The 14,188-nt window shown below is 73.9% G+C and carries 10 protein-coding genes; 5 read left to right on the top strand and 5 right to left on the bottom strand.

Going from position 1 to position 14,188, the window contains the following annotated elements:
* Nucleotides 1-19 precede the first annotated feature (19 nt).
* Entirely contained in the window at nucleotides 20-535 is a 516-nt protein-coding gene (locus tag IR170_RS13645; protein WP_056862428.1) for a class I SAM-dependent methyltransferase, read from the top strand.
* Nucleotides 536-587: 52 nt separating this feature from the next.
* Here the strand turns inward: IR170_RS13645 and IR170_RS13650 are convergent, their stop codons facing one another.
* From IR170_RS13650 to ptsP, 5 genes are all read right to left on the bottom strand, one after another.
* Nucleotides 588-2,024: a M16 family metallopeptidase gene (locus IR170_RS13650; RefSeq protein WP_193664902.1), complete on the bottom strand. Its 1,437-nt coding sequence runs from the start codon at nucleotides 2,022-2,024 to the stop codon at nucleotides 588-590.
* A 6-nt stretch (nucleotides 2,025-2,030) separates the two neighbouring features.
* The gene (locus IR170_RS13655) at nucleotides 2,031-4,277 is read right to left on the bottom strand and encodes a polyribonucleotide nucleotidyltransferase (RefSeq protein WP_193664904.1); all 2,247 of its coding nucleotides are present in this window, start codon (nucleotides 4,275-4,277) and stop codon (nucleotides 2,031-2,033) included.
* A gap of 325 nt (nucleotides 4,278-4,602) precedes the next feature.
* A complete protein-coding gene (gene rpsO, locus IR170_RS13660) occupies nucleotides 4,603-4,878 on the bottom strand; it encodes a 30S ribosomal protein S15 (RefSeq protein WP_056862426.1) in 276 nt (91 codons plus the stop codon).
* Between the two features lie 208 nt (nucleotides 4,879-5,086).
* The gene (locus IR170_RS13665; RefSeq protein ID WP_193664907.1) at nucleotides 5,087-8,059 is read right to left on the bottom strand and encodes an NHL repeat-containing protein; all 2,973 of its coding nucleotides are present in this window, start codon (nucleotides 8,057-8,059) and stop codon (nucleotides 5,087-5,089) included.
* Between the two features lie 100 nt (nucleotides 8,060-8,159).
* Complete coding sequence (ptsP, locus tag IR170_RS13670) at nucleotides 8,160-9,842, bottom strand: phosphoenolpyruvate--protein phosphotransferase (protein WP_193664908.1); 1,683 nt, start codon at nucleotides 9,840-9,842, stop codon at nucleotides 8,160-8,162.
* Between the two features lie 138 nt (nucleotides 9,843-9,980).
* Between ptsP and IR170_RS13675 the strand changes: the two genes are divergently transcribed.
* From IR170_RS13675 to IR170_RS13690, 4 genes are read left to right on the top strand one after another with little or no spacing between them, the layout of a single operon-like run.
* Entirely contained in the window at nucleotides 9,981-10,748 is a 768-nt protein-coding gene (locus IR170_RS13675; protein WP_056862424.1) for a DeoR/GlpR family DNA-binding transcription regulator, read from the top strand.
* Nucleotides 10,745-11,713, top strand: coding sequence for a 1-phosphofructokinase family hexose kinase (locus IR170_RS13680; RefSeq protein ID WP_193664910.1), 969 nt, complete (start codon nucleotides 10,745-10,747; stop codon nucleotides 11,711-11,713). The genes IR170_RS13675 and IR170_RS13680 overlap by 4 nt, the downstream gene beginning before the upstream one ends.
* Entirely contained in the window at nucleotides 11,706-13,829 is a 2,124-nt protein-coding gene (locus tag IR170_RS13685; protein ID WP_193664912.1) for a PTS fructose transporter subunit IIABC, read from the top strand. The genes IR170_RS13680 and IR170_RS13685 overlap by 8 nt, the downstream gene beginning before the upstream one ends.
* A gap of 45 nt (nucleotides 13,830-13,874) precedes the next feature.
* Nucleotides 13,875-14,132 (top strand): HPr family phosphocarrier protein, encoded by a 258-nt coding sequence (locus IR170_RS13690; protein ID WP_056862421.1) that lies wholly within the window; start codon nucleotides 13,875-13,877, stop codon nucleotides 14,130-14,132.
* The last annotated feature ends 56 nt before the right edge of the window (nucleotides 14,133-14,188 follow it).

The following is a 14,188-nucleotide window of genomic DNA, read 5'->3' on the forward strand; positions in this document are numbered from 1 at the left end:
TTCTGGCAGTCTTGCCCCCATGGTGCTGCAGACGATCCCGGCCCGGATCCGCTGGTCGGTCGACCTCATGGACGTCCAGCCGGGTGACCACGTGCTCGAGATCGGCTGCGGACCCGGCGCGGGCGCGGAGCTGATCTGCAGCCGGCTGGAGACCGGCAAGCTCTTCGCGATCGACCGCTCGGAGTCCGGCGTCGACCGCACCAAGCGCCGCTGCGCGCGCTACGTCGAGTCGGGGCGCCTCACCGTGCGCCAGATCGACCTGGCCACGCTGCGGGTGCCGGTCAAGCGCCTGAACAAGGTCTACGCCTTCAACGTCAACCTCTTCTGGGTGCGCGACTGCGCCGACGAGATCGCGCTGCTGCACGAGCGGGTCGTGCCGGGCGGCGCGGTCTACCTCTTCTTCGAGGCCACGCGCCCCGAGGAGGTCCCGACCATCGTCGAGAAGTGCTCCGCCGCGCTCGCCGAGGGCGGCTTCCGCGTGCAGGTCGTGCAGCGCAAGGTGCCCTCGGTCGTCGGCATCGTCGGACGGCGCTGAGCGCGCCGCCCGACGACGACGCCCGCTGCAGGGCGCGCGGGACGGGGCCGGCTCAGGCCGGCCCGACCACCGCGAGGATCTCGGGGCGGGCGAAGATCTCGGCCGCGATCCGCCGGGTCTCCTCCAGGGTCACCGCGTCGATGCGCTCGATGACCTCGTCGATGCCGAGCAGCTCGTCGTAGACCAGCTCGGCCTTGCCCAGCCGCGACATCCGCGAGCCGGAGTCCTCCAGGCCCAGCACGAGGCCGCCGCGGAGCATGCCCTTGCCGCGCTCGAGCTCCTCGGCGGTGATGCCGTCGGCGGCCACCCGGGCCAGCTCGGCGCGCACCACGGCGAGCACGTCGTCGAGCCTGGCCGGCAGGCAGCCCACCGAGACCCCGACCAGGCCGGAGTCGAGGTGGTGGCTCTCGAAGGAGTAGACCGAGTAGGCCAGTCCGCGACGCTCGCGGACCTCCTGGAAGAGCCGGCTGGAGGTGCCGCCACCGAGGGCGGTGTTGATGACCCCGAGCGCGAAGCGGCGCGGGTCGTTGCGGGTGATGCCCTCCATGCCGAGCACGACGTTGACCTGCTCGAAGGGGCGGGTGGTGGCGACCGTGCCGGGGCGCACGGGCAGCAGCGCCCGCCCGCCGGCCGCGTCGTCCGCGCCACCCGGGGCCAGGGTCACCGGCTCCTCGTCGCCGTCGAGGAAGCCCCCGCGGCCGAAGGCGGCCTCGACCTGCGCCACGACCACGTCGTGGTCGACGTTGCCGGCCACCGCGACCACCATGGTGGCGGGGCGGTAGTGGCGCCGGTAGAAGGCCACGATGCGCTCGCGCGTCATCGCGGTGATCGACTCCTCGGTGCCCGCGATCGAGCGGCCCAGCGGTGAGGTGGAGCCCCACGCCTGCTCGGCGAAGAGGTTGTGCACCACGTCGTCGGGGTCGTCGTCGTGCATCGCGATCTCGTCGAGGATGACGTCGCGCTCGGCCTCGACGTCGTCGGCGTCGATGCGGCTGGCGGTGATCATGTCGCCGAGCACGTCGACGGCCAGCGGCAGGTCGTCGTCGAGCACCCGGGCGTGGAAGCAGGTGTACTCCTTGGCGGTGAAGGCGTTGAACTCACCGCCCACCGCGTCGAGCGCGATGGAGATGTCCAGCGCCGAGCGCTCCGCGGTGCCCTTGAAGAGCAGGTGCTCGAGGAAGTGCGAGCAGCCGTGCAGGGTGTCGTCCTCGTCGCGGGAGCCGACGCCGACCCACACCCCGATGCTGGCCGAGCGGACCCCGGCCATGTGCTCGGTGATGACCCGCAGCCCCCCGGGCAGGACCGTACGCCGCACCAGCGACACCACGGCGCCCGCGGCGTCGGTGACGGTCTGCAGCGTGTGGGCCGTGCCCGTGCCGCGGGCGGCGAGCCCGCGGTCGGACGGGGCGGAGGGGCCGGACGCACCGGCCTGGGAAGCGGTCGACCCGCCCGAGGTGCTCGGGCGGGTCGACCGGGGTGCAGCAACCACGAAGGGTCAGGCCTCCTCGGGGGCGGTCTCCGCGGCGGCGTCGTCGCCGCCCTCGGTCTCCTCGACCACGGGGATCAGGGAGAGCTTGCCGCGGTCGTCGATCTCGGCGATCTGGACCTGGACCTTCTGGCCCACCGCGACGACGTCCTCGACGGCGTCGACGCGCTTGCCGCCGGCCAGGCCGCGCAGCTTGCTGATGTGCAGCAGCCCGTCCTTGCCCGGCATCAGCGACACGAAGGCGCCGAAGTTGGTCGTCTTCACGACGGTGCCGAGGTAGCGCTCGCCGACCTCGGGCATCGTCGGGTTGCCGATCGCGTTGATCGCGGCCTTCGCGGCGTCGGCGGCGGCACCGCTGGTGGCGCCGATGTAGACGGTGCCGTCGTCCTCGATGGAGATCGAGGCGCCGGTGTCGTCCTGGATCTGGTTGATCATCTTGCCCTTCGGGCCGATGACCTCGCCGATCTTGTCGACGGGCACGCGCACGGTGATGATGCGCGGCGCGGTCTCTGCCATCTCCTCGGGCTCGTCGATGGCCTCGGCCATGACGTCGAGGATCGCCAGGCGCGCGTCGCGGGCCTGGGTCAGGGCCGCGGCGAGCACCTCGGCGGGGATGCCGTCGAGCTTGGTGTCGAGCTGCAGGGCGGTGACGAACTCGCGCGTGCCGGCGACCTTGAAGTCCATGTCGCCGAAGGCGTCCTCGGCGCCGAGGATGTCGGTCAGCGCGACGTACTGCGTCGAGCCGTCGACCTCGCCGGAGATGAGGCCCATCGCGATGCCGGCGACGGCGGCGCGCAGCGGCACGCCGGCCTGGAGCAGCGACATCGTCGAGGCGCAGACCGAGCCCATCGAGGTGGAGCCGTTGGAGCCCATGGCCTCGGAGAGCTGGCGGATCGCGTAGGGGAACTCCTCGCGGGTGGGCAGCACGGGCAGCAGGGCGCGGCGCGCGAGCGCACCGTGGCCGACCTCGCGGCGCTTGGGCGAGCCCACGCGGCCGGTCTCGCCGGTGGAGAACGGCGGGAAGACGTACTTGTGCATGTAGCGGCGCGACTTCTCCGGGGAGAGGGTGTCGAGCTGCTGCTCCATCTTGAGCATGTCGAGGGTGGTGACACCCAGGATCTGGGTCTCGCCGCGCTCGAAGAGCGAGGAGCCGTGCACGCGCGGGATCACGCCGACCTCGGCGTGCAGCGGGCGGATGTCGGCCAGGCCACGACCGTCGATGCGGACCTTGTCGCGCAGGACGCGCTCGCGCACGAGCGCCTTGGTCAGCGAGCGGAAGGCGGCGCCGAGCTCCTTCTCGCGACCCTCGAACTGGCCGGCGAGCTTCTCCAGGACGGCGGCCTTGACCTCGTCGGTCTTGGCCTCGCGCTCCTGCTTGTCGCCGATGGTCATCGCGGCGGCCACGTCGGACTGCGCGGCGGCCTCGACGGCGGCGTAGACGTCGTCCTCGTAGTCGAGGAAGATCGGGAACTCCTGCACGGGCTTGGCGGCCACGTTGGCCAGCTCGACCTGCGCCTCGACCAGCTGCTTGATGAAGGGCTTGGCCGCGTCGAGACCGCCGGCGACGATCTCCTCGGTCGGGGCCTGCACGCCGCCCTGGACCAGGGTCCAGGTCTGCTCGGTGGCCTCGGCCTCGACCATCATGATGGCGACGTCGCCGGTCTCGGTGACGCGGCCGGCGACGACCATGTCGAAGACGGCGCGCTCGAGCTCGGAGTGCTTCGGGAAGGCGACCCAGCGGCCGTCGATGAGGGCGACGCGCACGCCGCCGACCGGGCCGGAGAAGGGCAGGCCGGAGAGCTGGGTGGAGATCGACGCGGCGTTGATGGCCAGCACGTCGTAGGGGGTGTCGGGGTTGAGCGCCATCACCGTGATGACGACCTGGACCTCGTTGCGCAGGCCCTTCTTGAAGGTCGGGCGCAGCGGGCGGTCGATGAGGCGGCAGGTGAGGATGGCGTCCTCGCCCGGGCGACCCTCGGAGCGGAAGAAGGAGCCGGGGATCTGGCCCGCGGCGTACATCCGCTCCTCGACGTCGATCGTCAGGGGGAAGAAGTCGAAGTGGTCCTTGGGGTGCTTGCCCGCGGTGGTCGCGGAGAGCAGCATCGTGTCGTCGTCGAGGTAGGCCGTGACGGAGCCGGCGGCCTGGCGGGCCAGCAGCCCGGTCTCGAACTTGACGGTGCGGGTGCCGAAGGGACCGTTGTCGATGACGGTCTCGACGGCGGAGATCACGGGCTCAGCCGTGGTGTTCTCGGTCAAGGGGTGTCCTTGTTCTGTGCTCGCGGAGCGGACCGCGGCGTCCCCGCTCGAGGTGGCGGGCGTCTTGCGACGAGGATCCCGCGTGGGTGACCCTCCCGATAGCTGCTGGGAGGGGGCCGGTCTTCGATCGAGGCCCGCAGCGCGTCCGCCTCCTGGCGGGTCTGAGGGCCACTACCGAGGACCGGGCCGACGATGCGGGTCGCTCCTGGTGGGTGGAGATGGTGTGGAGATTCAGTTGTTCCGTCTCCGAGCGTAGTGCCCGGAGCCGTAAATGCGAGGGAGCGGCTGCCCACGAGGGGCAGCCGCTCCGCCCGTCAACGCGGTGTCAGCGACGCAGGCCGAGACGCTCGACGATCGAGCGGTAGCGGGCGATCTCCGTCTTCTGCAGGTAGTTCAGCAGGCGACGGCGCTGGCCGACGAGCAGCAGCAGACCACGACGGCTGTGGTGGTCGTGCTTGTGCTGCTTGAGGTGCTCGGTGAGGTGGCTGATGCGGTGGCTCAGCAGCGCGATCTGCACCTCGGGCGAGCCGGTGTCGCCCTCGGTCGTGGCGTACTCGGCGATGATCTTCTTCTTGGTCTCCGCGTCGGTACCGATCGACATGCGGTCTCCTTCCGTGCCCGAGGTGGGCGTTCGCTGCGCGGCGCGCCGGGGCCTGTTCTCCCGGGCACTCTCGTTCCGCGGCCGTTGGACGGCGGTGTTCGTGTGAGGGTCGTGCGAGGTGGTGCCGCTGCCCGTGGCCACGTCGTGCGACGTGCTGCGGGCAACCGGTGAAGGCTACCGCGCGCACACCGGGGCCCCCAAAAGGGCGTCAGCCGACGCTCACGTCGACCCAGGCGGGGGTCGCGTCGGCGCGACCGCCGCCGTCGCGCGCCCGGGCGCCCATCCGGTAGGCCCCCGGCGCCAGCGCCGGCCAGGTCCACGACCAGGTGGTGGGGCTGGCGAAGCGCGCGGCGGGCGTCGAGGCGCCGTCGTTCCAGGTGAAGGGCCCCCACGCCCCGGTCGCGGCGTCCCACCACCGCCCCGTGGCCCGGTCCTGCAGCGCCACGTCGACCCAGCCCACCCCCGAGAGGTCGGTGGCCCGGCCGGCGAGGACGACGTCGCCCGGCGGGAGCACCTGCCCCGCGGTCGGCGACGTCACCCGGGTCTCGGCACCGGTCCGGTCGGGCTCGGCGAGGTCGACGACGAAGGAGGCCGAGGCGCCGACGGGGTCCTCTCCCCCGCCGGTGTCGACCGCGCGGGCGACCACGACGTACTGCTCCGCGGCCGGCGGGGTCCAGGTCGCGCTCCAGCCGGTGGAGGTGGCGCCGGGGGCCGCCAGCGTCGCGGTCGACCAGGTGGGGTCGACGGCCCACGCGCTGCCGGTCCACCAGCGTCCGCTGCGCACGTGCTGCACCGCCCAGCGCACCGCGGCCACGCCGCGGTCGTCGCCCGCGTCGCCGGAGAGGGCGACCGTGCCGGGCAGGAGGGTGGTGCCGGGCGGGGTCACGGTGGTGCTCGGCGCCACCGGGTCGGGCTCGCGCACCGAGACCTCGGTGCTGCGCACCGGCGCCGAGACCGTGCCGTCGGCGTCGCGGGCCCGGGCCTCGAGGTGGTAGTCGTGGTCGGTCTCGGCGCCGGGGAAGACCCAGCGCCACCGGGCCGAGGTGGTGCTCCCCGACCACGGGGCCAGACCCCAGGTCTGCGCGGTCGCCCAGGTGGCCGTGGTCGGGTCCCACCACAGGCCCGTGGACCGGTCGCGCACCGACACCTCCACCGAGGCCAGCGACCGGTCGTCTCCCGCCAGGCCCTCGACCACCACCGGGCCGGGCGTGACCGAGCCCGTGGCCGGCGAGGTCAGGGTCAGCGTGGGCCGTGAGAAGAGGTACGCCGGGCGCGCGCGGCCCGGGTCGAGCACGACGACCCGGTCGTTGGAGGAGTCCGCGACGTAGAGCAGGCCCGCCGCGTCGTGGGTGATGCCGGCGGGGTTGCGCAGCTGCAGCGGACCCGAGCCCACCGAGCCCCAGCGCCCGAGGAAGGCCCCGCCGGTCGTGAAGGCCTGCACCCTCGACTGCGCCTCGTCGGTGGCGTAGACGACGCCGTCGGAGACGGTGACGCCCCACAGGCCGGTGAACTTGCCGGCCGCGGTGCCCCTGCCGCCGAAGCTGCGCAGCGCCGGACCGCCGGTGGGGCCGTAGACGTAGATCTTCTGCTGGTTGGTGCCCGTGTCGGCGACGTAGACCAGACCGGTGGCCTCGTCGACGGCCACCGTCCGCGCGTTGCGCGCGATGGTGGCGACCTGCGCGCCGGTGTCGGCGTCGAGCACCTTGACCTGGGCGCTGCTGTTCTCGTAGGTCGACCCGGGGTCGGCGACGTAGGCGTAGCCGCTGCCGAAGGCCATCCCGAAGGGCTTCTCGAGCATGCCGGGCTCGTTGTTGCGGCGGTTGCCCTCCTCGCCGACCTGGAAGAGGAAGCCGGCCTCGTCGTCGTAGACGAAGATCGTGCCGCCGGCGTTGTTGCTCACCCAGACGCGGTCGCGCGCGGCGTCGACGGCGATGCCGCGGGGGTACTTCACGCCGTAGGGCGGGGTGTTGCCGCGCCCGCCCCAGCAGCCGGTCCACGTGCCGTCGGCGGCGTAGCGGCAGAAGCGCTGGTTCCAGGAGTCCGCCACCCAGACCGCGCCGGTCGCGGGGTCGACGCCGACGTCGCGCGGCTGGCCCAGCTGCCCGCCGGGGCGCTCGGGCAGCGGGGTCGGCTCGACCCCGCGCGAGGCGCCGGTCAGGGGATCGAAGGCCTGGATGCGGTAGTTGCCGTACTCGCTGACCCACAGGTCACCCTCGGGCCCGAAGGCGAGCTGGCGCGGGGCGACGAGGCGCCCCGGCTCGGTGCCGTGGCCGCCGATCTGCAGCAGCGGTCGGCCGTCGAGGTCGAAGACCTCGACCTGGTCCTGCACCGCGTCGACGACGTAGAGGCGCCCGGCCTCGTCGTCGACCACCACGCTGCGCAGGTCGCCCGAGAGCGCGCCGGGCACGTCGGCCTCGCCGGAGGTGCCGATCGAGCGGATCAGGGTGCCGTCGGGCGAGAGCACCTGGACCCGACGGTTGACGGCGTCGGCGAGGTACACCCGTCCGTCGGAGCCCACGTCGATGCCGTAGAACTGGCCCGGCTTCTGACCCGGGAAGGACAGGTCCCAGGAGGAGACCTGGGCGCCCCCGCCGGGGGCCAGGCGGATCAGCCGCGAGGGGTCGGCGTCGGTGTTCCACAGGTGGCTGTCGAGCACCCACACGTAGCCCTCGTCGTCCACGGTGACCCACGCGGTGTAGGTCTGGGAGCCGGACGTCGGGTCGACCACGACGTCGGGCAGCCGCGTGCCGTCGGCGGCGTAGTGGGCCAGGGTGTCGGGCTTGGGCTTGCCGACGTAGGTCTCGCCGGTGCGCGGGTCGACGGCCACCGAGGCCAGGACCGACTCGGGGTCGCCCGAGGCCGCGCTGGGCTGCGGGAGCACGCCGGTGGAGCGCCAGTCGGCGTCGAAGGTGCGCACCTGGTAGTTGAAGTAGTCGCCGACGATCCAGCGCTGCGAGACGGGGTTCCACGCCAGGCCCCAGGGGAAGAGGCTGGCGCGACCGGTGCCGCCGATGGTGCGCACCAGCGCGGGAGGCTTCCACGGCTCGGCCGCCGCCGCCGCGCCGGGGCCGATCCCGGCCCGGTGCGGGCCCGGCGCCGGGAGGAGGGGGAGGAGGGGCAGGGCGAGGGCGAGGAGCGCGACGAGCGCCCCGGTCACCGCACGGCGCGCGACAGGCTTCACCCAGCGAGTCTGCGAGCGCGCCGCCGCACCCGCGACCCCCATTGTGGGGAGCCGGTCCCGGCGGAGCCGGTCCGGCCGGGCTCCCCAGGCCCGGACCCGCTCAGCCCTCCAGCAGCGCGAGCACCGCGGCGCGCGCGGCCTGCGGGTCGGGCGCCGAGAGCGCGGCCTCCGCGGCCTCCTCGCACGTGGCCATCGACACGGTGCCGAGGCGGGCGCCGACCGACCGCACCGCGGCCGAGGCCATCGACAGCGAGGTGACCCCCATGCCGACCAGCGCGCAGGCCAGCAGCGGGTCGGCCGCGGCCTCGCCGCACACGCCCACGGGCTTGCCGGCCTCCTGGCCCGCGTGGGCGGTGATGGCGATCAGCTGCAGCACCGCGGGCTGCCACGGGTCGGTGAGGTGCGCCAGGTCGGTGGCCATGCGGTCGGCCGCCATGGCGTACTGCGTGAGGTCGTTGGTGCCGATCGAGAGGAAGTCGACCACCTCGAGCATCCGGTGGGCGAGCAGGGCGGCGGAGGGCACCTCGACCATGACCCCGGCCTTGAGCCCGCGGGAGCGCACCGCCTCCGCGAACCCGGCCGCCTCGGCGACCGTGGCGACCATGGGCGCCATCACCCAGGTCTCGGTGCCGGTGCGCTCCGCGGCAGCGGCAATGCCGTCGAGCTGACGCTCCAGGAGGCCGGGGTTGTCGAAGGAGAGCCGCAGCCCGCGCACGCCCAGGGCGGGGTTCTCCTCCCCGTCGTGGGTCGCGAAGGCGACCGGCTTGTCGGAGCCGGCGTCGAGGGTGCGCACGACGACGTAGCGCTCACCGGAGAAGGGCGACAGGACGTCGGAGTAGATGTCGGCCTGCTCCTCGACCGAGGGCTCCTCGGTGCGGTTGAGGAAGCAAAGCTCGGTGCGGAAGAGCCCGACACCCTCGACGGGGCCGGTGGCCGCGCCCGCGGCGCTCTCGCCGTCGGCGACGTTGGCCAGGATCTTCACGCTCGTGCCGTCGGTGGTGCGCCCCGGGCCGGTCCAGCCCTCGACCGCCGCGCGGACCTCGCGGTCGGCCGCGACCCGGCGGGCCGTGTCGGCCTCGTCGGGGTCGAGCTCGACGACGCCGGTGGACCCGTCGACCAGCAGGCGGGTGCCCGAGCGCAGGCCCATGGCGCCCGCCGTGCCGACCACGCAGGGGATGCCGAGCTGGCGCGCGATGATCGCGGTGTGGCTCGTGGGCCCGCCGCGCTCGGTCACCAGCGCGACGACCACCGTGGGGTCGAGCCCCGCCGTGTCGGAGGGCGCGAGGTCCTCGGCCACCAGCACCGACGGCTCCTGCGGCGTGGGCACGCCCGGCTCGGGCTCGCCCACGAGGTGCGCCAGCACCCGGCGCTCGATGTCGCGCAGGTCGGTGACCCGCTCGGCCATCAGCCCGCCCATCTGCGTGAAGACACCCACGAACTGCTCGACACCGGCGGTTAGGGCGCTCAGCAGGTCCTCACCGGAGCGCAGGTGCTTGCGCACGGCGATGCGCAGGCCCTTGTCACGGGCCAGGCCCGCGCTGGCGGTGAGCACCTCCGCGGCCGCGCCGTGGGCGCTGCCCGCGCGGCGCTCGAAGCCGGCCGCGACCGCGCCCGCGGCGTCGTCGTAGGCCCGCAGGGCGGCCTCCTCGTCGAGGGAGGCGCCGTCGAAGGCCTCGATGGCGGCGGGGCTGATCTCGGAGCGGACCACGAGCGCGGGCCCGGTCGCCAGCCCGGGCACCACCGGGGTGCCGAGGAGCTGGTCGGTGGACGTCTGGGTGACCATGGCCACAACTTATCCCCGGAATCACTTGACAGTCAAACAGAAACGGGGATAAAACAACATGAACGCAGAACCACGCCGGCCGAGCCGGTGACCGACCAGACCGGCAGGAGCCGGCAACCGAGAGGGGGGACGAGGGCAATGTACGCAGAGGAACGCCAGCAGGCCATGGCCCAGCTCGTCGCCGACCGCGGCCGGCTGTCGGTGACCGCGCTCGCCGAGACCTTCGAGGTCACCACGGAGACCGTCCGCCGCGACCTGTCGGCGCTCGAGCGGATGGGCCTCGTGCGGCGTGTCCACGGCGGGGCGATCCCGGCCCACACCCTCGCCGCCATCGAGTCCGGCCTGCTCGAGCGCGACCAGGCCAACGTCGCGCAGAAGGACCGCATCGCCCAGGCCGCGCTCGACCTGCTGCCCGCGCCCGGCTCGGTCGTGCTCTTCGACGCCGGCACCACCACCGCCCGCCTGGCCAGCCTGCTGCCCCGCGACCACCAGCTGATCGTGCTCACCCACTCGGTGCCGATCGCGGCCCGCCTCGCGACCGTGCCCCACATCGAGCTCCACCTGCTGCCCGGACGCGTGCGCACGACGACGCAGGCCGCCGTCGGCGCCGACACGGTGGCCGCCCTCGAGCTGGTGCGCGCCGACGTCGCCTTCGTCGGCACCAACGGCATCACCGTGGGCCACGGCCTCAGCACCCCCGACCACGACGAGGCCGCCACCAAGCGGGCCATGGTCGCCGCCGCACGCCAGGTCGTCGTCCTCGCCGACGCCGCCAAGGTGGGGCAGGAGGCCCTGGTGCGGTTCGCGTCGCTGGAGGACGTCGACCTGCTCGTCACCGACGACGCCATCGACCCCGAGCACGCCGTCGAGCTCAAGGACCACGACGTGGAGGTCGTCATCGCATGATCGTCACCCTGACGCCCAACCCCAGCCACGACCGGACGGTCACGCTCGACGCCCCGCTCGAGCGCGGCGCGGTGCAGCGCGCGGCCTCGGTGCTCTCGCAGGCCGGTGGCAAGGGCGTGAACATCTCGCGCGCCTCCGTGGCCGCGGGAGTGCCGTCGATCGCGGTGCTGCCCGCACCCTCCGACGACCCCTTCGTGCTGGAGCTGCTGGCCGCCGGGATCGACTGCCGCCCCGTCGACGGCACGGGCAGCCCGCGGGTCAACATCACCATCACCGAGCCCGACGGCACGACGACCAAGCTGAACAGCCCCGGGCCCGACGTGACCCCCGAGGTGCTGCGGGCGCTGGTGGACTCGCTGCGCCGCCGGGCGGGCAGCGCCGACTGGATCGTCCTGGCCGGCTCGCTGCCCCCCGGCGCGCCCAGCTCCTGGTACGCCGAGGTCGTCACCGCCCTGCGCGACACCCCCGCCCGGGTGGCGGTCGACACCAGCGACGCCCCGCTGCGCGCCCTCGTCGACGCCCTGCCCGGGGCGGCGCCGTACCTGATGAAGCCCAACGGCGACGAGCTGGCCTCCTTCACCGGCGGCGACGCCGAGGAGCTCGAGCGCGACCCGCACGCCGCGGCCCGCGCCGCCCGGCTGCTGGTCGACCGCGGGGTCTCCACGGTGCTCGCCACCCTCGGCGGCAACGGCGCCGTGCTCGTGACCGCCGACGGCGCGTGGCACGCCTCTCCCCCGCCCACCACCGTGGTCTCCACGGTCGGTGCGGGCGACTCCAGCCTCTTCGGCTACCTGCTGGGCGACCTGCGCAAGCACTCGCCCGCCCAACGACTCGCGCTCGCCGTCGCCTACGGCAGCGCGGCCGCCGGACTCCCCGGCACCACCATCCCGCTGCCCGCCCAGGTCCGCCCGGACCTGGTCGCGGTGCGCGACCTGCTCGACACCCAGGAGGGTGAACGTGTCTGACCTCATCACTGCCGACCTGGTCCGCCTCGACGCGGACCTCGGCTCGGAGAAGCACGACGTGATCCGTGCGCTGGCGGCGACGGTCGGTGAGGCCGGCCGCGCCACCGACGTCGCGCAGCTCGCCGACGACGCGATCGCCCGCGAGGGCACGTCGCCCACCGGCCTGCCCGGCGGCATCGCCATCCCCCACTGCCGCACCGCCGGCGTGGAGGAGCCGACGCTCGCCTTCGCCCGGCTCTCGCCGCCGGTCGACTTCGGCGCCAAGGACGGGCCCGCCGACCTCGCCTTCCTCATCAGCGCTCCCGCGAGCGGCGACGCCACCCACCTGCAGCTGCTGACCAAGCTGGCCCGCGCCCTGGTGAAGCCGGCCTTCACCGACGCCCTGCGCGCCGCCGAGACGCGCGAGGAGGTCGTGGAGATCGTCGCCGACGTGCTCGGCACGGCCCCCGCGGCCAAGCCGGCCGCCGCCGCGGCCCCGGCCGCCGCGAGCGCGTCGGCGTCCGCCGCCACCGCCACCGCCACCGCGCCCGCCGCCGCCACCCCAGCCGCCGCCACCGCGACCCGGCGCCGCCTGGTCGCGGTCACCGCGTGCCCCACCGGCATCGCCCACACCTACATGGCCGCGGAGGCCCTCGAGGCCGCCGCCGAGCGGGCCGGGGTCGACCTCGCCGTCGAGACCCAGGGCTCGGCCGGCTCGACGCCGCTGGGCGCCGACGTGATCCGCCAGGCCGAGGCCGTCATCTTCGCCGTCGACGTGGGGGTGCGCGACCGGGCCCGCTTCGCCGGCAAGCCGCTGGTCTCCTCGGGCGTCAAGCGGCCGATCGACGCCGCCGACGCCATGATCGCGGAGGCGCTGCGCAACGCCGACGACCCCGGCGCTCCGCGCGTCGAGGGCTCCGGCTCCGACGCGGGCGCCGACTCGGGTGCCGGCACCGGCGGCGGCGAGACGTGGGGCGGCCGCACGCGGCGGGTCCTCATGACCGGCGTGTCCTACATGATCCCGTTCGTGGCCGCCGGCGGTCTGCTGATCGCCCTGTCGTTCCTCTTCGGCGGCTACGAGATCGTCGGGCCCTACGGCGAGATCGCGGTCAACAACACGCTGTTCAACCTGCCCGACGTCGACGCCCTCGGCCTCGACCACGCCCTCTTCGGCTCCGGCCTCATGGCCTACATCGGCGCGCTCTTCTTCATCATCGGCAAGACCGCGTTCATGTTCTTCATCCCCGCCCTGGCCGGCTACATCGCCTACGCCATCGCCGACCGTCCCGGCATCGCGCCCGGCTTCATCGTCGGCGGTCTGGCCGCCAACATCTTCGGCGTCGTCGACGGCGACGGCGTCGGGGTGCCGGCCACCGGCTTCCTCGGGGCCATCGTCGGCGGTGTGCTCGCCGGCGTCATCGCCCACTGGATCGGCTCGTGGAAGGTGCCCTCCTGGGCGCGCGGCCTGATGCCCGTGCTGGTCATCCCGCTGCTGACCTCGATCATCGCCGGCCTGCTGATGCTGGTCGTCCTCGGCCGCCCGATCGGCTGGCTGATGGACCAGCTCAACGACGGTCTGAACTCGATGAGCGGCAGCTACGCCATCCTGCTCGGTGTCGTGCTCGGCCTGATGATGGCCTTCGACATGGGCGGCCCGCTCAACAAGGTCGCCTACGCCTTCGCCGCCACCGGCGTCGGCGGCGCGGCCCTCGCGGCCGACGCCCCCGAGCTCAAGATCATGGCCTCGGTCATGCTCGCCGGCATGGTGCCCCCGATCGCGCTGGCCCTGGCCACCGTCGTGCGGCCGAAGCTCTTCACCCAGCCCGAGCGGGAGAACGGCAAGGCCGGCTGGCTCCTGGGCGCCTCGTTCATCACTGAGGGCGCCATCCCGTTCGCGGCGGCCGACCCGCTGCGCGTGATCCCCTCGATCATGCTCGGCAGCGCCGTCACCGGCGGCCTCTCGCAGGCCCTCGACGTCAGCGTCCGGGCACCGCACGGCGGCATCTTCGTGCTCTTCGCCGTCGACGGCGTGCTGGGCTTCATCATCGCCCTGGTCGCCGGCGTGCTCGTCGGCGCGGCCGCGGTCATCGCACTGAAGTCCACGGCCAAGAACCCCGCTGTCGCCCCCGTCGCCTGACCCCGCCACACACCCGCCCGCACCCACCCCCTCCGAAGGAGCACCATGCCCAGCAAGACCGTCACCGTCGGCTCCGCCGTCGGCCTGCACGCCCGCCCCGCCGCGATCATCTCCGAGGCGGCCGGTGAGCTCGACTCCGAGGTCATGCTCGCCGTCGAGGGCGAGGAGCCGGTCGAGGCCAGCTCCGCGCTGCTGATCATGACCCTGGGCGCCGGCAAGGGCGACTCGGTCACCGTCTCCGGTGACTCCGAGGCCGACGTCGAGGCCATCGCGGCCCTCGTCGAGAAGGACCTCGACGCCTGACGTCGTCCCACCCCGCGCGACCAGACCGGCCCGGTGCCCCCACGGGGGTGCCGGGC

The sequence above is a fragment of the Nocardioides kribbensis genome (assembly GCF_015070375.1).
GTDB classification, from domain to species: domain Bacteria; phylum Actinomycetota; class Actinomycetes; order Propionibacteriales; family Nocardioidaceae; genus Nocardioides; species Nocardioides kribbensis.